Source organism: Micromonospora sp. CNZ309 (assembly GCF_002846525.1).
This window is the reverse complement of record NZ_PJNG01000001.1, coordinates 2,276,980-2,300,824: the sequence shown is the minus strand read 5'-3', so window position 1 is coordinate 2,300,824 and position 23,845 is coordinate 2,276,980. Positions and strand designations below refer to the sequence as shown.

3 protein-coding genes (1 of these 3 cut by a window edge) are annotated in these 23,845 nt (G+C 74.6%); all 3 read left to right on the top strand.

What is annotated here, in order from left to right:
* Tightly spaced (each overlapping or abutting the next), the 3 genes in view from CLT72_RS09260 to CLT72_RS09250 form a layout consistent with a single transcriptional unit that may run on beyond the window.
* Nucleotides 1–21,417 carry the 3' portion of a non-ribosomal peptide synthetase gene (locus CLT72_RS09260; RefSeq protein ID WP_101410836.1) on the top strand. Its footprint begins 1,941 nt before the window's first position, so only the last 21,417 of its 23,358 coding nucleotides appear in the window; its start codon lies off the left edge, out of view; the stop codon is at nucleotides 21,415–21,417.
* A complete protein-coding gene (locus CLT72_RS09255) occupies nucleotides 21,417–22,400 on the top strand; it encodes an ornithine carbamoyltransferase (protein ID WP_101410834.1) in 984 nt (327 codons plus the stop codon). Before CLT72_RS09260 ends, CLT72_RS09255 begins: the two co-directional genes overlap by 1 nt.
* A complete protein-coding gene (locus CLT72_RS09250; protein WP_101415051.1) occupies nucleotides 22,397–23,845 on the top strand; it encodes an MFS transporter in 1,449 nt (482 codons plus the stop codon). Before CLT72_RS09255 ends, CLT72_RS09250 begins: the two co-directional genes overlap by 4 nt.

Genomic DNA, 23,845 nt, shown 5'->3' with positions numbered 1-23,845 from the left:
ACCTCCGGGTCCACCGGCCGCCCCAAGGGCGTCTTCCTGACCCACGCCAACGTGCTGCGCCTGATGACCGTGGCCCAGGACGACCTGAACTTCGGCCCCGCCGACGTGTGGCCGCTGTTCCACTCGTACGCCTTCGACGTGTCGGTGTGGGAGCTGTGGGGCGCCCTGCTGCACGGCGGCCGGCTCGTGGTGGTGCCCCGCGAGGTCACCCGTTCCCCCGGCGACCTGCTCGACCTGCTGGTCGAGGAGCGGGTCACCGTGCTCAACCAGACCCCGACGGCGTTCCGCGGCCTGGTGGGGCTGGCCCGCGACGGCGACCCCCGCATCGACCGGCTCGCCCTGCGCGTGGTCGTCTTCGCCGGTGAGAAGCTGGAGTACGCCGACCTCGGCCCCTGGGTGGCCCGGCGCGGGCTGACCGCGCCCCGGCTGCTGAACCTCTACGGCATCACCGAGATCACGGTGCACGCCACCTACTACGAGGTGGGCCCGCAGGACCTGGCCGGCGCCGCCAACCCCGTCGGCGTCCCGCTGGCCGACCTGAGCATCCACCTGCTCGACCCGTACGGCAACCCGGTCCCGGTCGGCGTCACCGGCGAGATCCACGTCGGCGGGCCCGGCGTGGCCCGGGGCTACCTGAACCGGCCCGAGCTGACCGCCCAGCGGTTCGTGCCCGACCCGTTCGGGCCGCCCGGCGCCCGGCTCTACCGCAGCGGCGACCTGGCCCGCCGGCGCGCCGACGGCAGCCTGGACTTCGTCGGCCGCATCGACGACCAGGTGAAGATCCGCGGCTACCGGGTCGAGCTGGGCGAGATCGAGGCCGCCATCGCCGCCCTGCCCGGGGTACGCGAGGCCGTGGTCGTCGTCCGCGAGGACACCCCCGGCGACCGGCGGCTGGTGGCGTACTCGGTCGTCGACGAGCAGGTGGAGCTGCCCCGGCCGGGGCAGGTGCGCGCCGCGCTGGCCCGCACCCTGCCCGAGTACATGATCCCGTCGGCGTTCGTGCCGCTGGCCCGGCTGCCGCTGACCGTCAACGGCAAGCTCGACAAGCGGGCGCTGCCCGCCCCCGACCGTACGGTGACCGCCACCGACCGGCCCTACGTGGCGCCGCGTACCGAGGTGGAGGAGCGGCTCGCCGCGATCTGGGCGGAGCTGCTCGGCCTGGAACGGGTCGGCGTCGAGGACGGCTTCTTCGACGTCGGCGGCGACTCGATCCGCGCCGTGGCGCTCGCCGGGGCCATCCGGGACGCCGGCCTCGACGTGCAGGTGCGCGACCTCTTCGAGCGGCGCACCATCGCCGAGCTGGCGGAGTTCCTCACCGGCCGCCCCGCCCCGGCCGCCCAGGAGCCGGCCGTCGCGCCGTTCGCCCTGATCGGCGAGGCCGACCGCGCCGCGCTGCCCGACGGCGTCGTCGACGCGTACCCCTGCACGCAGGTGCAGCTCGGCATGCTCGCGGAGATGCTCGCCGACGAGCACAACCACTACCTCAACGCCACCACCTACCGCATCCCCGACACCGGAGAGTTCTCCCTCGACGCGTTCCGGGAGGCCGCCGCGCTGCTGGTGCGCCGGCACGAGGTGCTGCGCACGTCGTTCGACCTGACCGGCTACTCCGTGCCGATGCAGCTCGTGCACGCCACCGCCGAGATGCCCGTCGGCATGGACCGGGCGCGCGCCACCGACCGGGCCGGCCTGGAGCGGGAGCTGCGCGACTTCATCGCCGCCGAGCGGGCCGAGATGTTCGACCTCGCCCGGCCGGCGCTGTTCCGGCTGCACGCGCGGGTCTGCGCGGACGGCAGCTGGTGGCTCACCCTCACCGAGTGCCACCCCATCATGGACGGCTGGAGCTACCACTCGCTGATGATGGAGCTGGTCGGCGCGTACCACCGGATCCGCGACGGGCTGCCGGTCGAGCCCCGCCCGGAGCCGCCGGTGCGCTTCGCCGACGCGGTCGCCGCCGAGCTGCGCTCCACCGCCGAGGGGGTCGACCGCGCCTTCTGGCACGACCGGGTCGCCGGCCGGGACCGGTTCGTGCTGCCCGAGGGCTGGGGCGACCCGACCGCCGAGGCGGGAGCCCAGTACGACCACTGGGTGCCACTGCACGACCTGGAGCCGGGCCTGCGGGCGCTGGCCCGCCAGACCAGCGTGCCGTTCAAGTCGGTGATGCTGGCCGCGCACCTGAAGGTGATGAGCCAGCTCACCGGCGCGGAGTCGTTCTTCACCGGACTGGTGTGCAACATCCGTCCCGAGGTCGCCGGCGCCGACCGGGTCTACGGGATGCACCTCAACACGGTGCCGTTCGTGCACGACGCGGGCGCGCGGACCTGGCGGGAGCTGATCACCCGGACGTTCGCCGGGGAGATGGAGGCGTGGCCGCACCGCCGTTACCCGCTGCCGGTGCTCCAGCGCGAGGTCGGCGACGGCGGCCGGATGCTCGACGTCCGGTTCAGCTTCCACGACTTCCACCAGATCGACACCGACGAGATCGACTACGCCGACTCGATCGACGACAGCCCCAACGAGTTCCCGCTCGGCGTGATCAGCCGCCTCGGCTTCCTCACGCTGGAGGCCAACCTGCGCCACCTGGGCGTGGCCCAGGTCGCCCGCCTCGGTGGCATGTACCGGGCGGTGCTGGAGGCGATGGTGGCCGACGTGGACGGTGACGCGTCGGTGACGTGTCTGCCGGCGGGTGAGGTGTCGGTGGTGTTGGCCGACGGGGTGTCGGCGGTGGCGCCGGTGTCGCGTTCGGTGCTGTACGAGTTCGAGGCGCGGGCGGCGGAGACGCCGTCGGCGGAGGCGGTGTCGGTGCCGGGTGGCGCGGGGATCGGCTTCGCGGAGCTGGACGCCCGGGCCGGGCAGGTCGCCCGCTGGCTGGCAGCCCGGGGTGTGGGTGCCGGTGCGGTGGTGGGTGTGCTGCTGGACCGGGGTGTGGAGCTGGTGGCGTCGATGGTGGGGGTGTGGAAGGCGGGTGCGGCGTTCGTGCCGGTGGATCCGTCGTACCCGCCGGGTCGCATCGCGGCGATGCTCGCCGATGCCGGTGCCCGGATCGCGGTCACCTCCGAGCGGTACGCCGACCGGTTCGCCCCGACCGGCGTGCAGGTGGTGCGCGTCGAGGAGATCGGCGAGACGGACGCGCCGCTGCCGGTCCGCGCCACGGACCTCGACGAGTTGGCGTATGTGATTTTCACGTCGGGGTCGACGGGTCGGCCGAAGGGTGTGCAGGTGTCGCACCGGGGGTTGGCGAATCATGTGCGGTGGGCGGCGGGTGAGTTGGTGTCGCGTGGTGCGGGTGGTTGTGCGGTGTTCTCGTCGGTGGCGTTCGACTTGCAGGTGCCGAATTTGTGGGCGCCGTTGGTGGCGGGTCAGCGTGTGGTGATGGTGGGTCAGGATGTGGATCTGGCCGAGTTGGGTGCGGTGTTGGCGTCGTCGGGGCCGTTCAGTTTCTTGAAGTTGACGCCGGGTCATCTGGAGATTCTGGGTCGGCAGTTGTCGGATGAGGCGTTGGCGTCGTTGGCGGCGGTGGTGGTGGTCGCTGGTGAGGCGTTGCCGGCCGCTCTGGCGAATCGGTGGTTGACGCTTCTGGGTCCGGGTGGGTTGGTGAATGAGTACGGGCCGACCGAGGCGAGTGTGGGCACCTGCATCTTCCCGGTGGAGGTGGAGCAGGCGGGTCCGGTGGTGCCGATCGGTCGGGCGCTGCCGGGCATGACGATGTACGTGTTGAACCGGGATCTGCAGTTGTCCCCGGTGGGTGTGGTCGGTGAGTTGTACGTGGGCGGCGTGGGGGTGGCCCGTGGGTATGCGGGGCAGCCGGCGCTGACGGCGGAGCGGTTCCTGCCCGACCCGTTCGGTGTGGCGGGATCGCGGATGTATCGCACGGGTGATCTGGTGCGGCGGCTGCCCGACGGGGCGGTGGAGTTCGTCGGGCGGGTCGACCACCAGGTGAAGATCCGCGGCTACCGCATCGAACTCGGCGAGATCGAGGCGGTCGTCGAGGGCACCGAGGGCGTGGGCGACGCCGTCGCCCTGGTCGGCGAGTCGGACCGGCTGGTGGCGTTCTACCGGCCGACCGCGTCGGCGAGGCCGGGCCTGCTGGACCGGGTCCGGCAGCGGTGCGCGGAGCAGCTGCCGGAGTACATGATCCCGGCCGAGTTCGTGGCCGTGGAGACGATCCCGCTCAACGCCAACGGCAAGGTCGACCGCGCCGCCCTCTGGGACACCGCCGAGCCGACGCACCGGCAGCACGTCGCCCCCGCGACCGAGCTGGAGGCGCAGCTGGCCGGCATCTGGGGCCGGGTGCTCAACCTGGAGCAGGTCAGCACCCAGGACAGCTTCTTCGACCTCGGCGGGCACTCCATCAGCGCCATCGCCCTCGTCGGCGCGCTGCGCGGCGCCGGGCACCCGGTCTCGGTGCGCGACGTCTTCGTGCACCGTACGGTCGCCGCCCTGGCCGCGCACCTCGCCGGCGGGGACGACCAGGAGGCAGCGCCCGCGTTCCGGGCCGTCGCCCCGTTCAGCCTGCTCGACGACGCCGACCGGGCCAGGCTGCCCGCCGGGCTCGCCGACGCGTACCCGTGCGCGCAGGTGCAGCTCGCCATGCTGGTGGTCACCCTCTCCGACTCCGAGCGGCGCACCTACCACAACGTGTCGGCGTTCCCGATCCGCGACGAGCACGCCTTCGACGGCGAAGCGCTGCGCCGGGCCGTGCGGACCGTCGTGGACCGCCACGAGATCCTGCGTACGTCGTTCGACCTGACCGGCTACTCGGTGCCGATGCAGCTCGTGCACGCCGAGGTGCCCGTCGACGTCACGCTGCTCGACCTGCGCGACGGCACGGACGAGGAGGCCGAGAACCGGCTGCGGGCGTACCTGGCTGCCGAGCGGTCCCGGCCGTTCACCCCCGACCAGGTACCGCAGATGCGCATCGCCGGAGCGGCCGGCCGCGACGACACGTGGTGGTTCGTGCTGACCATGTCGCACGGCATCCTCGAAGGCTGGAGCCACCACTCGCTGCTGATGGAGATCCTCGACAACTACCGCAGCCTGCGCGACACCGGCGTGCCGGCGGCGTTCGAGGCGCCCCCGGTCCGCTACGCCGACTTCGTCGCCGGCGAGGTCGAGGCGCTGGCGTCGGCCGAGGACCGCGAGTACTGGCAGGGCGTCGTCGCCCGGCCGGTCTTCGAGCTGCCCGCCGGCTGGGGCGAGGACGAGTCGGTCCCGGAGTACGAGTGCGGCACCCGGGTCCCGCTGCACGACCTGATGGACGACCTGCGCGAGCTGGCCAGCCGTACCGACACGTCGCTGAAGAGCGTGCTGCTGGCCGCGCACCTGAAGGTGATGAGTCAGCTCACCGCCGAACCCGTCTTCACCAGCGGGCTGGTCAGCCACGGCCGGCCCGAGGTGACCGGCGCCGACCGGGTCTACGGGATGCACCTCAACACGCTGCCGTTCGTGCACGACGCGGGCGCGCGTACCTGGCGGGAGCTGATCCGCAACACGTTCGCCGGGGAGCTGGAGCTGTGGCCGCACCGTCGCTACCCGCTGCCGGCCGTGCAGCGCCTGGGCGACGGGCGCCGGCCGATCGAGATCCTCTTCAACTACCTCGACTTCGAGCAGGTCGACACCGAGCGGGTCGACTTCGAGGACGCCATCTACGAGGCCAGCGGCGAGTTCGGCCTGCACGTCTCCACGCTCGGCGGGGTGCTCAACATCCTGGCCCGCCCGCACCAGGTCAGCTACCCCAACGTCCTGCGCCTCGGTGGCATGTACCGGGCGGTGCTGGAGGCGATGGTGGCCGACGTGGACGGTGACGCGTCGGTGACGTGTCTGCCGGCGGGTGAGGTGTCGGTCGTGTTGGCCGACGGGGCGTCGGCGGTGGAGCCCGTGTCGCGCTCGGTCCTCGCCGAGTGCGAGGCGCGGGCTGCGGAGGCGCCGTCGGCGGAGGCGGTCTCCGAGCCGGGCGGCCGGTCGGTCGACTTCGGTGGCCTGGACGCCCGCGCTGCCGTGATCGGGCGGAGCCTGGTCGGCCGGGGTGTGGGTGCCGGTGCGGTGGTGGGTGTGCTGCTGGACCGGGGCGTGGAGCTGGTGGCGTCGATGGTGGGGGTGTGGAAGGCGGGTGCGGCGTTCGTGCCGGTGGATCCGTCGTACCCGCCGGGCCGCATCGCCGCGATGCTCGCCGACGCCGGTGCCCGCGTCGCGATCACCTCCGAGCGGTACGCCGACCGGTTCGCCGGCGCCGGGGTCGACGTGCTCCGGGTGGACGGGATCGAGGACGGCGGCGCCGAGGAGGCCACGGCCGACGGTGACCTGCGCGCGGCCCTGCCCGGGCCGATCGACCTCGACGAGTTGGCGTATGTGATTTTCACGTCGGGGTCGACGGGTCGGCCGAAGGGTGTGCAGGTGTCGCACCGGGGGTTGGCGAATCATGTGCGGTGGGCGGCGGGTGAGTTGGTGTCGCGTGGTGCGGGTGGTTGTGCGGTGTTCTCGTCGGTGGCGTTCGACTTGCAGGTGCCGAATTTGTGGGCGCCGTTGGTGGCGGGTCAGCGTGTGGTGATGGTGGGTCAGGATGTGGATCTGGCCGAGTTGGGTGCGGTGTTGGCGTCGTCGGGGCCGTTCAGTTTCTTGAAGTTGACGCCGGGTCATCTGGAGATTCTGGGTCGGCAGTTGTCGGATGAGGCGTTGGCGTCGTTGGCGGCGGTGGTGGTGGTCGCTGGTGAGGCGTTGCCGGCGGCGTTGGCGAATCGGTGGTTGACGCTTCTGGGTCCGGGTGGGTTGGTGAATGAGTACGGGCCGACCGAGGCGAGTGTGGGTACGTGCATTTTCCCGGTGGAGGTGGAGCAGGCGGGTGCGGTGGTGCCGATCGGTCGGGCGCTGCCGGGGATGACGATGTACGTGTTGAACCGGGATCTGCAGTTGGCTCCGGTGGGTGTGGTCGGTGAGTTGTACGTGGGTGGTGTGGGTGTGGCCCGTGGGTATGCGGGGCAGCCGGCGCTGACGGCGGAGCGGTTCCTGCCCGACCCCTTCGCCGCGGCCGCCAGCGGAACGGCAGCCGGAACCGAGGCCGCGCCTGGGACCGCCGCCGGGGCGCGGATGTACCGCACGGGTGATCTGGTGCGGCGGCTGCCCGACGGGGCGGTGGAGTTCGTCGGGCGGGTCGACCACCAGGTGAAGATCCGCGGCTACCGCATCGAACTCGGCGAGATCGAGGCGGTCCTGGAGGGCACCGACGGGGTGGCCGACGCGGTCGCCCTCGTCTCCGGCTCGGCCGCCGAGGGCGACGCCCGGCTGGTGGCGTTCTACCGCCCGGCCGCGTCGGCGACGCCCGGCCTGCTGGACCGGGTCCGGCAGCGGTGCGCGGAGCACCTGCCGGAGTACATGATCCCGGCCGAGTTCGTGGCCGTGGAGACGATCCCGCTCAACGCCAACGGCAAGGTCGACCGGGCCGCCCTCTGGGAGGCCGCCGTACCGGTCGAACGCGCCCACGTCGCCCCCGCCACCGAACTCGAGGAGCAGCTGGCCGGCATCTGGGGTCGGGTGCTCAACCTGGAGCAGGTCAGCACCCAGGACAGCTTCTTCGACCTCGGCGGCGACTCGCTGCGCGCGGTCGCCCTGGTCGGCGCGCTGCGGGCGGCCGGCTTCGGGGTGGCCGTCCGGGACGTCTTCCTGCACCGCACGGTCGCCGCCCTGGCCGGGCACCTCGGCGCCAAGGACGCCGCCCCGGCGGCGCCGGCCTTCCAGGCCGTCGCGCCCTTCGCCCTGCTGACCGACGCCGACCGGGCCGCCCTGCCCGCCGGCCTCGTGGACGCCTACCCGGCCGTGCAGGCGCAGGTCGGCATGGCCGTGGAGATCCAGAAAAACCCCGGCAAGTCGCTCTACCACATCGTCCGCTGCTTCCGGGTGCGCAGTGGCCGGCCGTTCTCGGTCGACGCGCTGCGGGCCGCCGTGCGGGACGTGGTCGGCCGGCACGAGACGCTGCGCACCTCGTTCGACCTCACCGGCTACTCGGTGCCGATGCAGCTCGTGCACGCCGAGGCGCCCGTCGACGTACGGGTGACGGAGCTGACCGGCGACGACGTCGAGGCGCGGCTGCGGGCGTACGTGGACGCGGAGCGGGCCCGGCCCTTCGAGCTGGACCAGCCGGCGCCGCTGCTGCGCGTCGCCGCGCACCGCACCGACGAGCGGGGCTGGTGGCTCACCGTCGCCGTCAGCCACCTCGTCACCGGTGGCTGGGACCTGAACACCCTCCTGGTCGAGCTGATCGGCTGCTACGAGCGGCGCAGCGCCGGCATGGTGCCCGAGTCGCCGGAGCCCACCGCCGTCCGCTACGCCGACTTCGTCGCCGCCGAACTGGCCGCGCTCAAGGGCGGCGAGGACGAGGCGTACTGGCGGGGCGTCGTCGACGCGTACGCCGGCTTCACCACGCCGGACGGCTGGGGTCGCACCGACGGGCCGCGGGAGAGCCTGCGTACCCGGGTCAGCTACCAGGACCTGGAGCCGAAGCTGCGCGCGCTCGCGTCGACCCTCGACGTGTCGCCCAAGTCGGTGCTGCACGCCGCGCACCTGAAGGTGATGAGCCAGCTCACCGACCAGGGGCGGTTCTACACGGGCCTGGTGTGCGACGCCCGCCCGGAGGTGCGGGGCGCGGAGCGGGTGCACGGGATGTACATCAACGTGCTGCCGTTCGCGTACGCCAGGGGCGCGGGCACGTGGCGGGAGCTGGTGGGGTCGGTCTTCGACCGCGAGGTGGAGCTGTGGCCGCACCGGCGGTACCCGCTGCCGGCGGTGCAGCGGATGGCCGGCGCCGGGTCCCGCCCGATCGACGTCGTCTTCGACTACACCGAGTTCCGTCGCGCCGGGGCGGTCGCCGACGAGTCCGTCGACTTCGAGGCCATCGCCGGGGAGGGTGGCACCGAGTTCGCCCTCCAGGTGACCGCCGCCGGCGGCTTCCTCGACCTGGTCGGCGACAGCCACGCCTTCGGCCCCGCCGCGCTGGCCCGGGTGGGGGCGATGTTCCGCGAGGTGCTGACGGCCATGGTGGCCGACCCCGACGGCGACGCGATCGCCGTCCGGCTGCCGACGACGGAGCGCGACGGGATCGAGCGCTGGTCGGCCGGCGACACCGCCGAGGTCGGCGGGTACGTGCCGGCGGCGTTCGAGGCGCAGGCGGCGCGGCGGCCGGACGCCGTGGCCCTCACCTGCGACGGCGCCCGCGTGAGCTACCGCGACCTGAACGGCCGGGCGAACCGGTTGGCGCACCACCTGCGCGAGCTGGGGGTGGGGCCGGAGGTGCTGGTCGGGGTGTGTGCGCACCGGTCGGTGGAGCAGGTCGTGGGGATGCTGGCGGTGCACAAGGCGGGTGGGGTGTACCTGCCGTTGGATCCGTCGTACCCGGCGGAGCGGTTGGCGTTCATGCTGGCCGACGCGGCGGCCCCGGTGCTGCTCACCACCGCCGAGCTGCGCGGTCAGCTCCCGGCGGCCCAGGCGGTCACCGTGCTGCTGGACGGCCCGGACGCCTGGGCGGGCCAGCCGGCCACCGACCCCGGGCCGCTCACCCACGCCGACAGCGGCTGCTACGTCATCTACACCTCCGGCTCGACCGGCCAGCCCAAGGGCGTCCTCGTGCCGCACCGGGCCCTGGTCAACCGCTCGGCGCACGCCGGCCGGCGGGTCAACCGCCTCGACGAGCGGGCGGTGCTGCTCCAGAAGACCGAGATCGGCTTCGACGTCTCCCCGGCCGAGGTCTACGCCGCCCTGTCGGCGGGGGCCCGGATCGTGGTGGCCCGCCCGGGCGGGCACCGCGACCCCGCGTACCTGCGGGACCTCATCGTCGGCGAGGGGGTCACCGCCGTCGAGCTGGTGCCGAGCATGCTGTCGGCGCTGCTCGCCGAGGGGATCGCTGGCTGCCGGTCGCTGCGGTCGGTGGCCGTCGGCGGCGAGGAGATCGCCGTCGACGTGGCGCGGGCGTTCCTGGCCGCGCTGCCCGGCTGCGAGTTGCACAACACGTACGGGCCGGCCGAGACCACCGTCGACGTCACGAGCTGGCTCTGCACCGCCGACGCCCTGCGCGGGCTGACCCGGGTGCCGCTCGGCACCCCGTTCACCAACCTCACCGTCCGGGTGCTCGACGAGCACCTGCAACCCGTGCCGGTGGGGGTGCGCGGCGAGCTGTGCGTCGGCGGACTCGGGCTGGCCCGGGGCTACCTCGGGGCGCCGGGCACCACCGCGCAGCGCTTCGTGCCGGACCCGTACGGCCCGCCCGGGTCGCGGCTCTACCGCACCGGGGACGCGGCGGCGTGGCGGCCCGACGGCACGGTCGACTTCCTGGGTCGCATCGACTCGCAGGTCAAGCTGCACGGCGTACGCATCGAACTCGGCGAGATCGAGACGGCCCTGCGTGGCTGCCCCGGGGTGACCGACGCGGTCGCCGCCGTGCGCGAGCAGGACGGCCGGCGCACCCTCGTCGGCTACCTCGTCACCGACGACGGCTCCGCGCCCACCCCCGGCGAGCTGCGGGAGCGGCTGCTCACCGAGTTGCCGGAGGCCTTGGTCCCGGCCGCCTACGTCACCGTCGACGCCGTCCCCGTGGACCCGCACGGCAAGGTCGACCGGCGGCAACTGCCGGCGCCGGACGCGAAGTCCTACGCCCGTGGACGCTACGAGCGGCCCAACGGCCCGGTGGAGTCGGCGATGGCCGGCGTCTGGTCGTGGGTGCTCGACCTCGACCGGGTCAGCGTCACCGAGAGCTTCTTCGACCTGGGCGGCGACTCGATGACCGCGGTGACCCTGGTCGGGTCGCTGCGCGCCGCCGGCCACGACGTCACCGTGCGGGACATCTTCGCGCACCGCACGATCCGCCGCCTGGTCACCGCCCTCGCCGAGGCCGACACCGCCAAGGAGGGGGCCTTTCGCCCCGTCGAGCCGTACGCGCTGATCGACGCCGCCGACCGGGCCAAGCTGCCCGGCGGGCTGGTCGACGCGTACCCGGCGACGCAGGCGCAGGTCGGCATGGCCGTGGAGATCCAGAAGGACCCGGAGCGGTCGCTGTACCACGTCGTGCAGTCGATCCGGGTCGACGACGGTCGCCCGTTCGACGCCGACGCGCTCCAGGCGACGGTCGACGCGCTGGTCGCCCGGCACGAGACGCTGCGCACCTCGGTCGACCTGACCGGCTACTCGGTGCCGATGCAGCTGGTGCGCGCGAGCGTCGCCGTACCGGTCGCCGTGCACCCGGCCGCCGGTCACTCCGAGCACCTGGCCGCCGAGCGGCGTACCCCCTTCGACCTGGACTCGGACGCCCCGCTGTTGCGCGTCGCCGCGCACGCCGACGGCGCCGGGGCCTGGTGGCTGACCCTCGCGGTGAGCCACCTGGTCACCGGCGGCTGGGACCTCAACGCCCTGCTCGCCGAACTGCTCGGCGAGTACGCCCGGCGCAGCCGCGGCGAGGCGCTGAAGCAGGACGAGCCGCCCGCCGTCCGGTACGCCGACCACGTCGCCGGCGAACTGGCGGCGCTGCGCTCGCCGGAGACCGCCGCGCACTGGCGGGCGGTGGTGACCGGCCGGCCGAAGCTGACCCTCCCGGACGCCTTCGGCGACCGGTCCGGCGCGACGGTCTGCCGGTACACCGTGGACGTGCACGACCTGGACGCCGCCCTGCGCCGCCTCGCCAGCGACACCGGCACGTCGGTCAAGGCGGTGCTGCACGCCGCGCACCTGAAGGTGATGAGCCAGCTCACCACCGAGCCCGCGTTCCACACCGGCCTGGTGTGCGACGCGCGCCCCGAGGTGCGGGGCGCGGAGCGGGTGCACGGCATGTACATCAACGTGCTGCCGTTCCCGCACGCCCGTCCGGCGGGCACCTGGCGGGAGCTGGTGCGGTCGGTCTTCGACCGCGAGGTGGAGCTGTGGCCGCACCGGCGCTACCCGCTGCCGGCCGTGGCGCGGCTGGCCGACGCCGGGTCCCGCCCGATCGACGTCGTCTTCGGCTACGTGGAGACCCGGCACGACGGCGGCGGCACGGCCGGGAAGCCCGACGGCGCCGCCACCGACCTCGTCGAGGTCGGCGGGCCCGGGGCCACCGAGTTCGGCCTGTCGGTCGGGGCGGGCGGCGGGACCATCCGCCTGGTCAGCGACAGCCGCAGCGCCGACCCGGCCGCCCTGGTGCGGATCGGGGCGATGTTCCGCGAGGTGCTCACGGCCATGGCGGCCGACCCGGACGGGGACGCGGCGGCGCCGCGCCTGCCGGCGGGGGAGCGGGCGGAACTCGCGCGGTTCACCCCGGGCCGCACCGTCGAGGTCGGCGGGTACGTGCCAGCGGCGTTCGAGGCGCAGGCCGCCCGGCGGCCGGACGCCGTGGCGGTCACGGCCGAGGGCGTGTCGTTCTCGTACGGGCAGCTCAACGGCCGGGCGAACCGGTTGGCGCACCACCTGCGCGAGCTGGGGGTGGGGCCGGAGGTGCTGGTCGGGGTGTGTGCGCACCGGTCGGTGGAGCAGGTCGTGGGGATGCTGGCGGTGCACAAGGCGGGTGGGGTGTACCTGCCGTTGGATCCGTCGTACCCGGCGGAGCGGTTGGCGTTCATGCTGGCCGACGCGGCGGCCCCGGTGCTGCTCACCACCGCCGAGCTGCGGGCGCAACTGCCGCCGGTCGACGCCACCGTGGTGCTGCTGGACGACCCGGACGCCTGGGCCGACCGGCCGCCGACCGACCCGGAGCCGCTCACCGACCCCGACAACGGCAGCGTCGTCATCTACACCTCCGGCTCCACCGGCCGGCCCAAGGGCTCCCTGCTGTCGCACCGGGCCCTGGTCAACCGCACCGACCACGTCGGCGCGCGGGTCTACCGGCTGGACGTCGACGCCGTCGTGCTGCAGAAGACCGAGATCGGCTTCGACGTCTCGCCGGGAGAGGTCTACGCGGCCCTGTCGGCGGGCGCCCGGATCGTGGTGGCCCGCCCCGGCGGGCACCGCGACCCCGCGTACCTGTGCGAGCTGATGACCCGCGAGGGCGTCACCACCGTCCACTTCGTACCGTCGATGCTCCCGGCGCTGCTCGCCGAGGGGCTCGCCGGCTGCCGGTCGCTGCGGTCGGTGGCCGTCGGCGGCGAGGAGATCGCCGTCGACGTGGCGCGGGCGTTCCTGGCCGCGCTGCCCGGCTGCGAGCTGTACAACACGTACGGGCCCGCCGAGGCGACCGTCGACGTGAGCAGTTGGGCGTGCACCGCCGACGCCCTGGCCGGGCTGTCCCGGGTGCCGCTCGGCACGCCCCACCCGAACCTGCGGCTGTACGTCCTCGACCAGCGGCTGGACCTCGTGCCGCTGGGCGTGCCCGGCGAGCTGTGCGTCGGCGGGACGGGGCTGGCCCGGGGCTACCTGGGTCGGCCCGGGCTGACCGCCGAGAGGTTCGTGCCGGACCCGTACGGCCCGCCCGGGTCGCGGCTCTACCGCACCGGGGACGCGGCGGCGTGGCGGCCCGACGGCACCGTCGACTTCCTCGGCCGGCTCGACTCGCAGGTCAAGCTGCACGGCGTACGCATCGAACTGGGCGAGATCGAGACGGCCCTGCGCGGCTGCCCCGGCGTGGCCGACGCGGTCGCCGCCGTCCGCGAGCACGACGGCCGCCGCACCCTCGTCGGGTACGTGCTGCCGGACCCCGGCGACGCACCGGCACCGGCCCGGCTGCGGGAGGGGCTGCTCGCCACGCTGCCCGAGGCGATGGTGCCGGCCGCCTACGTCACCCTCGACGCCATCCCGAAGGATCCGAACGGCAAGGTCGACCGGCGGCAGCTCCCGGCCCCCGACGCCGGCGCGTACGCCACCGGCGACTACCAGGCGCCGGCCGGCGAGGTGGAGGAGGAGATCGCCGGAATCTGGGCGCGGGTGCTCGGCGTGGCCCGCGTCGGCGTCACCGACAGCTTCTTCGACCTCGGCGGCGACTCGATGCTCGCGGTGACCCTGGTCGGCACGCTGCGCGCCGCCGGGCACCGCACCAGCGTGCGGGACGTCTTCGCGCACCGCACCGTACGCCGGCTGGCCGCCGCGCTGGGCGACGCCGACACCGACGAGTTCCGCCCGGTCGCGCCGTACGCGCTGATCGGCGCCGCCGACCGGGCCCGGCTGCCCGGCGGGCTGGTCGACGCCTACCCGGCGTCGCGCACCCAGCTCGGCATGCTGGTGGAGTCGGCCGTCAGCGGCGACCGCGCGGTCTACCACAGCGTGCTGGCCCACCAGGTCCGCGACGGGCGGCCGTTCGACGCCGAGGCGCTGCGCGGCGCGGTGCGGGCGGTCGTGGCCCGGCACGAGATCCTGCGCACGTCGTTCGACCTGGTCGGCTACTCGGTGCCGATGCAGCTCGTGCACGCCGACGCCGAACCCGACGTGCGCGTCGAGGACGGCCGGGGCGTGCCGGCGCAGCGGCACGCCGCGCTCTTCGCGGAGTTCATCGCCGCCGAGCGGGCCCGCCCGTTCGACGTCTCCACCGCGCCGCTGCTGCGCGTCACGGCGCACCTGGACAGCGACGAGAGCTGGTGGTTCACGTTCACCATCAGCCACGTCGTCACCGAGGGCTGGAGCAGCGCGCGACTGGTCGCCGAGGTGCTCGACGCGTACGCCGAGCTGGCCGACGGCCGCGCCCCGCGCCCGGTGCGGTCGCCGGCGGTGCGCTACGCCGACTTCATCGCCGCCGAACTCGCCGCGCTGGAGTCGAGCGCCGACCGGGAGCACTGGCGGTCGGTGTGGGACGGGCGCGCCCCGTTCACCCTGCCCGCCGGCTGGGGCGAGCCGGACGCGCCCGACGCCACGGTCGACGCCACGGTCGACTTCACCGACCTGGACGAGGCGCTGCGCGCCCTGGCCCGCGACACCGACGTGTCGGTGAAGGCGGTGCTGCACGCCGCGCACCTGAAGGTGCTCGCCCAGCTCACCGGCGAGCCGACCTTCCACGCCGGCCTCGTCTGCGACGCCCGGCCCGAGGTGCTCGGCGCCGACGAGGTGCAGGGCATGTACCTCAACACGGTGCCGTTCGCGTACGACCGTTCCGCCCGCACCTGGCGGGACCTCGTCACAGCCGTGTTCGACCGGGAGGTCGCGCTCTGGCCGCACCGGCGTTTCCCGCTGGCCGAGATGCAGCGCGAGGCCGGCCACCGGCTGCTGCACGTCCTGTTCAACTACCAGGACTTCAGCCGCGCCACGCACGGCGGCGACGGCAGCGGGCCGGTGGTCACCGGCAGCGCCGGCGAGGGCGCCACCGAGTTCGACCTGTCCTGCTTCGCGCAGCGGGGCCGCTACGCGCTCTCCGCCCGGGCGGGGCTGGTCAGCAAGGCCAACCTGGACCGGATCGCCGGCATGTACCGGGCGGTGCTGGAGGCGATGGTCGCCGACCCCGACGGCGACTGCCAGGCCGTCTGCGTGCCCGGGGGCGAGCGGGACCGCCTGCTCGGCGTCACCGAACCGGGCGCGGAGGAGGCGGTCACCGGCACCGTGGTCGAGCTGTTCCAGGCCCAGCTGGCCCGCGACCCGCAGGCCGTGGCGGTGGTGGCCGGCGCCGTCGAGCTGACGTACGCCCAGGTCGACGCCGCCGCGAACCGGTTGGCGCACGACCTGCGCGCGGCCGGGGCCGGCCGGGAGACCGTCGTCGGGGTCTGCCTCGACCGGGACGCCGACCTGGTGCCCGCGCTGCTCGGCGTGCTCAAGGCGGGGGCGGCGTACCTGCCGCTGGACCCGGCCCAGCCCGCCGAGCGGATCGGCTACATGCTGGCCGACGCCGGGGTGCGGACCGTGGTCACCACCTCCGCGCAGGCCGAACCGCTCGCCGGCTTCGACGGGCGACGGGTGCTGCTGGACGCCGGCGACCTCGCCGGGCAGCCGGAGACCGATCCGGGCGTCGCCCGCGACCCGGACGACCTGCTCTACGTCATCTACACCTCCGGCTCCACCGGCCGGCCCAAGGGCGTCTGCGTGAGCGACGCCAACGTGCTGCGCCTGCTCGACGCCGCGCAGGAGCACTACGCGGTGGACGAGACCGACGTGTGGGCGCTGTTCCACTCGTACGCCTTCGACGTCTCCGTCTGGGAGCTGTGGGGGGCGCTGCTGCACGGCAGCCGGCTGGTGCTGGTGCCCCGCGAGGTGGCCCGGGTGCCGCAGGACCTGCTGGACCTGCTGGTGCGCCAGCGCGTCACCATGCTGGCGCAGACCCCGACGGCGCTGCGCGGGCTGGTCCGGCTGGCCGCCGAGGACGCCCCCGGCATCCGGGACCTGTCGCTGCGCGCGGTGGTCGTGGCGGGGGAGAAGCTGGACTTCGCCGACCTCGCGCCGTGGGCCGCCCGCCTCGGGCTGGCCCGCACCGCCCTGGTCAACATGTACGGGATCACCGAGACCACCGTCTACTCCACCTACCACCGGATCACCCGCGCCGACCTCGCGCCCGGGGTGGGCAGCCGGATCGGCCGGCCGCTGTCCGGCGTGCGGATGTACGTGCTCGACCAGTACGGCCACCCGGCGCCCATCGGGGTGCCCGGCGAGGTGTACCTGGCCGGGCACGGGGTGGCCCGTGGCTACCTCAACCAGCCCGAGCTGACCGCCCGGCGCTTCCTGCCCGACCCGTACGGCCCGCCCGGCAGCCGGATGTACCGCACCGGCGACCTGGCCACCCGGCTGCCCGACGGCAGCGTGGAGTTCCTCGGCCGCCTCGACGACCAGGTGAAGCTGCGGGGCTACCGGATCGAGCCGGGCGAGATCGAGGCGGCGCTGACCGCGCTGCCCGGCGTCGCGGAGGCGGTCGTCGTGCTCCGCGCCGACGACCCGGCCGACCCCCGGCTGACCGCGTACCTGGTCCCCGGCTACGGGCCCGCGCCGGAGGTTGCCGCGCTGCGCGCCGCGCTGGCGCGCGCCCTGCCGGAGTACATGGTCCCGTCGGCGTTCGTGCTGCTCGACCAGCTGCCGCGCAACAACAGCGGCAAGCTGGACCGGCGGGCGCTGCCCGCGCCCACCGGCGCGGCGCTGCCGGGCCGGGACTTCGTCGCCCCGGCGGGGCCGCTGGAGGAGCGGGTGGCGGCCGTCTGGGCCGAGGTGCTGGGCCTGCCGGCGGTCGGCGTCACCGACGGCTTCTTCGACCTCGGCGGGCACTCCATCACGGCGCTGGTGCTGGCCGGCACGATGCGCGCCGCCGGGCTGGACGTGACGGTCGCGGACATCTTCCGGCATTCGACCGTACGGGCGCTGGCCGAGGTGCTGGCGAGCCGGGACGCGCCGGCGCCGACCGAACGCCCCGTCGAGCCGTTCGAGCTGGTGTCCCCCGCCGACCTGCCGCTGCTGCCGGCCGGGCTGGACGACGCGTACCCGCTGTCGCGGGTGCAGCTGGGGATGCTGCTGGAGATGCTGGCCGACAACGGCCAGAACCACTACCACAACGTCGCCTCGTTCCTGGTCCCCGACGAGGAGCCGTTCGACCTGGCGGCGCTACGGGCCGCCGTGGACGAGGTGGTGGCCCGCCACGACGTGCTGCGTACCTCGGTGGACACGACCGGCTACTCGGTGCCCATGCAGCTCGTGCACCGCACGGTGGACGTCCCGATCGGCACGCGGGACCTGCGCGGGCTGGCCGAGGCGGACCGGACGGTCCGGGTGCGCCGGTTCGTCGGCGAGGAGTACCAGGAGCTGTTCGACGTCGAGCGGGCGCCGCTGCTGCGGTTCACCGTGTGCCTGGAGACCGACCGGAGCTGGCGGCTGGTGCTCACCATCTGCCACGTGATCATCGAGGGCTGGAGCCTGCACGCCCTGGTGATGGAGATCCTGGACCGCTACCGCGCGCGGCGCGCGGGCGCGGAGCCCGAGGTCGCCGCCCCGCCCGGGGTGCGGTTCGCCGACTTCGTCGCCGGCGAGCTGCGCGCCCTGGCCTCGGAGACGGACCGGCGGTACTGGCAGGACGTGGTCGAGCGGCACCCGAGGTTCCGGCTCCCCGCCGCGTGGACGCCGACGGCGCCGGCCGAGCGGGAGCCGTACACCGAGGTCGTGTCCTACGCGGACCTGGAGCCGCGGCTGCGGGCCCTGGCCTCGGCGGCCCGGGTTTCGCTCAAGGCGGTGCTGCACGCCGCGCACCTGAAGGTGCTCAGCCAGCTCACCGACGAGCCGACCTTCTACAGCGGACTGGTCTGCAACACCCGCCCGGACGTGGTGGGCAGCGAGCGGGTCTACGCGATGTCGCTGAACACCCTGCCGTTCCCGCACGACCGGCGGGCGACGAGCTGGCGGGACCTCGTGCAGCGGGTGCACGCCCGCGAGGCCGACCTGTGGCCGCACCGGCGCTACCCGGCGCCGGCCATCCGCACCCCCGGCGCCGGCGCGCGCCTCACCGACGTCTACTTCAGCTACCTCGACTTCACCGAGGTCGACGGCGGACGCACCGCGCCCGTGGCGCGCATCGGCGCGAGCACCTCGGAGTTCGCGCTCGCCGTCGCGGCGGGCGCCGGCCGGATCGAGCTGAGCACCGACAGCCACGCCATGGGCCGGGCGGACGCGGCGCGGCTGGCCGGCATGTACCGGCTGGTGCTGGAGGCCATGGTGGCCGACCCCGACGGCGACCCCCGGGCGGCGTATCTGCCCGCCGGGGAACGGCACGACGTGCTGGTGGGCTGGAACGCCCCGGCCGCCCCGGGTGGCACGGAGCTGGTGCCGCAGCGGGTCGCGGCGTGGGCCGCCGCGACCCCCGACGCGCAGGCCGTCGACGGTACGACCTACGCGGAGCTGGACGCGGCGGCCAACCGCATTGGCCACCACCTACGCGGGGTGGGGGTCGGCCCGGAGCGGGTCGTCGGGGTGCTGCTGGAGCGGGGGGTCGACCTCGTCGCCGCCCTGCTCGGGGTGTGGCGGGCCGGCGGCGCGTACCTGCCGATCGACCCGGCGCACCCGGCCGAGCGGGTCGCCGCGATGCTCGCCGACGCCGGGGCGACGGTGGTGCTGACCTCGACCGGGCACGCCGACCGGTTCACGGGCGTGGAGCTGGTGCTGCTCGACCGCGACGCCGAGCGGATCGCCGCGCTGCCCGCCGAGGCGCCGGCCGGCGCGCCCGACCCGGAGCACCTCGCGTACGTCATCTTCACCTCCGGCTCGACCGGCCGGCCGAACGGCGTGCAGATCACCCACGGCAGCCTCGCCAACTACCTCGGCTGGGCGGCCGGGGAGCTGATCGCCGACCGCACCGGCGGTGCCGCGCTCTTCTCGTCGGTCGCGTACGACATGGTGGTGACCAGCATCTGGGCGCCGCTGGCCACCGGGCAGCGGCTGTGGCTGCTGCCGCCCGACGCCGGCCTCGACGAGCTGGGCCCGCGACTGGCCGAGGCCGGCCCGTTCAGCTTCGTCAAGTTGACCCCCGGGCACCTCGACCTGCTGACCCGCCAGCTCGACGCGGCGCGGGCGGCGGCCCTGACCCCGCTGCTGGTGCTGGGCGGCGAGGCGCTGACCCGGCAGGTCTGCGACCGCTGGCACGCCCTCGCGCCGGACACCGTCCTGCTCAACGAGTACGGGCCGACGGAGGCGACCGTGGCGGTCAGCCGGTTCCCGGTCACCGGGCCGTTGCCGGGCGACGTGGCCCCGATCGGCCGGCCGCTGGGCGGGATGCGTACGTACGTCCTCGACGCCGACCTGCAACCGGTGCCGGTGGGCGTCGTCGGCCACGTCCACCTCGGCGGCCCCGGTCTCGCCCGCGGCTACGCCGGCCGGCCCGACCTGACCGCCGACCGGTTCGTGCCCGACCCGTTCGACGCGCACGGCGGGCGGCTGTACCGCACCGGCGACCTCGGCCGCTGGTTGCCCGACGGGCAGCTCGACCTGCTCGGCCGGGTCGACGACCAGGTCAAGATCCGCGGCCACCGGGTGGAGCCCGGCGAGGTCCAGGCGGTGCTGGCCGCGCATCCGGGCGTACGGGACGCGGTGGTGACCGTCGACTCGACGGGCGCCGGCGGGCCCCGGCTGGTGGCCTACCACGTCGGCGACGCGCCGGACCTGGCCGCGCACTGCGCGCGGTGGCTGCCCAGCCAGCTGGTGCCGAGCGTCTTCGTGCCGGTGCCGGCCATCCCGCTCAATGCCAACGGCAAGGTCGACCGCCGGGCGCTGCCCCCGGTGGAGACGGGCTCGGCGGCCGGGCACACCCCGCCCCGCCCCGGGCTGGAGGAGCTGATCGCCGACATCTGGGCCCGGGTCCTGGAGGTCGACCGGGTGGGCCGGCACGACCGGTTCTTCGCCCTCGGCGGGCACTCGCTGCTGGTGGTGCCGGTGGTCACGGCGGCCCGGCAGGCCGGCGTCGCGTTGACGCTGCGGGCGGCGATGGCCGACCGGACCCTGGCCGAGCTGGCCGCCTCGCTCGCCCCGGGCGCGCCGGCGACGGCCGACCCGACCCCGCGCTCCGGCGCGGCGCGGGCCGCCGCGGTGCTGCCGTCCGTCGAGCCGCTGCTCGCCGCCCACCGGGTGCCGGGCGCGTCGCTGGCCCTGCTCGCCGACGGCGAACTGGTGGAGGTCCGCGCCCTCGGGCACCGCACGGCCGGCGGCGACGCCCCGGTGACCCCGGCGACCGTGTTCCAGGTCGGCTCGGTGAGCAAGCTCGTCACCGCGGTCGGCGCGCTGGTCCTCATCGGGCGGGGACAGCTCCACCTCGACACCGACGTCAACGCCTACCTGAAGGGCTGGCAGCTGCCCGCCGACCGGCCGGTGAGCCTGCGGCAGCTGCTCTGCCACGTCGCCGGGCTCACGCCGACGGGCAGCACCGGGCATCCGCGCGGCGGCCCCGTACCGACCCTGTCGGACGTGCTTCGGGGCCGGGGTGTGCCCACCGGCCCGGTCCGGGCGCTCGACGCGCCCGATGAGGTCGCGGTGGAGCGCAACAGCCACTTCGTGGTGGTGCAGCAGCTCATGGAGGATGTCACCGCGACGCCCTTCGCCGACCTGATGGCCGAGCTGGTTTTCGGGCCGGCGGGGATGACCGGCAGCAGCTTCGACCAGAGCTTCCCGGAGACGTCGGGCCGGCCGGTGGCCGTGGGGCACGACGAGCGGGGCGAGCCGCTGCCGGGCGGCTGGCAGGTGCGTACGGACCTGGCGGCCGCCGGGCTGTGGAGCACTGCGACCGACCTGGCCCAGCTCGTACGGGAGATCCACGTCGCGTACCGGGGTGGCCCGGCCCTGCTGAGCCAGGAGCTGGCGGTGGCGCAGCTGACCGCCGGACCGGGCGGGATCTTCGGTCTCGGCTGCATGGTGGACCGCGTCGAGGGGCGCGCCGGAGCGCGGGTGGAGTTCACCCACCGGGGCCGCGTCGCCGGCTACCACGCGCTCGCCGCCGGCCGGGTGCCCGACGGCTCCGGGCTGGTGCTGCTGACCAACGGCGACCAGGGGCACGAGGTCGTGTCGCTGCTGGCGTCCGACACCGCACTGACGGAGGAGATGTGATGACGACCGTGACGAGCGTCCCCGCGACGGTCACCGATGCGCCGGCGCGGCAGGTGCGGCACCTGGTGTCGGTCCGCGACCTGAGCGACGACGACCTCTACTCGATCGTGGCGCGGGGGGCGAGGTTCGCGGCCGGCGAGTCCGCCGACTCGCTGGCCGACCGGGTGGTCGGCACGTACTTCGTGAAGACGTCGACCCGGACGCGGACCGCGTTCACCGTCGCCGCGTTGCGGCTCGGGGCGAAGACCATCCAGTACGGGCCGGACGACCTCCAGGTCAACACCGGGGAGTCCAGCGCGGACACCGGGCGGGTGCTGTCGGGCATGCTCGACGTGCTGGTGGCGCGGACCGCCGCCGACCCGCAGGAGATGCGCGACTGGTCGCGGCAGCACCGGATGGCGGTGGTCAACGCGATGAGCGCCGAGGAGCACCCCACGCAGGCGCTGGCCGACCTGACCACCCTGCTGCGGCGCTTCGGCCGCATCGAGCACCTGCGGCTGCTCTACCTGGGCGAGGCGAACAACACCGCGACGGCCCTGGCCCTGGCGCTGACCCGCTTTCCCGGCGTCGAGCTGGAACTGCGCACCCCGGCGGGGTACGGGCTGCCGGCCCCGATCGCGGCCCTCGCCCGGGAACAGGCGCAGCGGTGCGGCGCGCACCTCGTCGAACGGCACCACATGGACGACCTGCCGGGCGACCTGGACGCCATCTACACCACCCGCTGGCAGACCACCGGCACCAGCAAGCCCGACCCCGACTGGCGGACGCACTTCGCCCCGTTCCGGGTGGACCGGGAGCTGTGGCGGCGCAGCCCGCACGCGGTCTTCATGCACGACCTCCCGGCGCACCGGGGGGAGGAGGTGACCGCCGAGGTCCTCGACGGGCCGGCCAGCATCGCCTTCCAGCAGGCGGAGAACAAGCTCTACAGCGCGATGGCCGTGCTCGACTGGTGCCGGGCGACCCCCGTCGGGCAGCCGTCGTGAGCGCGGTCGGGCACCCGGCGGCCACGTCCCCGCAGCCGGGCCGCCTGACCGGCAACCGCGACTTCCTGCTGCTCTGGGTCGGCTCCGGGGTCTCGGCGCTGGGCTCCCGGGCCACCTCGATCAGCTACACCCTGCTGGTCTTCTGGTCCACCGGCTCGGCCACCGCGGCCAGCCTGGTCACCTTCGCCGCGCTGCTGCCCAACCTGGTCACCCAGCTGCCGGCCGGCGCGTTGGTCGACCGCTGGGACCGCCGCCGCACGATGGTGCTCTGCAACGCCGGGCGGATCGTCGCGATCGGCAGCGTCGCGGTCGCGGTCGCCCGCGACGCGGTGTGGCTGCCGCACCTGATGGCGGTCGCGTTCGTGGAGGCCAGCCTGGGCATCTGCTACGCCCTGGCCGAGCGCGCCGCGGTGTTCAACGTGGTCCCGGCCGAGCGCTACGGCGCTGCCACGGCGGCCAACGAGTCGCGGGCCAACGCGGCCAGCATCCTCGGCCAGCCGGCCGGCACCCTGCTGTACGCGCTGACCCGCTGGGCGCCGTTCGGCTTCGCCGTGCTGATGCACCTGGTCTCCCTGGTCACCCTGCTGTTCGTCCGGCGGGACCTGCAGGCGCCGAAGGCGCGCGCGGACGAGCCCGGCGGGCTGCTGGCCCGCATGCGCGAGGGCTTCGCCTTCGTCTGGGGCCAGCTCTACCTGCGCCGCGCCCTCGGCCTCTTCGCGGCCAGCAACATCCTGTTCCAGGTGCTCGGGCTGGGGCTCGTGGTGATCGTCAAGGCCCGGGGCGGCTCGCCACCCACGGTCGGCATGCTGCTGGTGGTGAACAGCGTGCTCGGCATGGCCGGCGCGATGACCAGCAACTTCTACCTGAGCCGCTGGGGGATCCGGCGGATCATCATGGGGGTCAACATCGCCTGGGCGGTGCTGATGCCGCTCATCGGGCTGGCCCCGGACCTGGTCGTCCTCGGCGCGATCTTCGCGCTGATCCACTATGGCGCCGGGATCAGCAACGTGGCCGGGATGCTGTACGTCCTCCAGTCCGCGCCCGACCACCTGCGCGGGCGGGCCGGCTCGATCGTCATGCTGCTCAGCTCGGGGGCCAACTCCCTCGGGGCGCTGTTCGCGGGCTTCCTGCTCGACTCGACGGACATCACCACGGCCATGCTGATCGTGGGCGGGGCCATGGGGGTGATCGCGGTGCTCGCGGTGCTCGGCTTCGGCGGTCGGGCCCGGGCCGAGGCGGAGCGGGCAGAAGCCGCCGAGCGGGAGCGCGCGGAGGCCACCGAGCGGGAGCGCGTGGAGGCCGACCGGGTCGGGTCGCAACGGGCGGAGGCCGAGCGGGCTGGGCCGGCGGACGCCGGGTCACCCGGGTCGCGGCCGGTGGTGGGGCGGGGCGCCGGTCGGGCGGGCCGCGCGGGGCGGGACGGTGGCGATATGGACGGAATATAG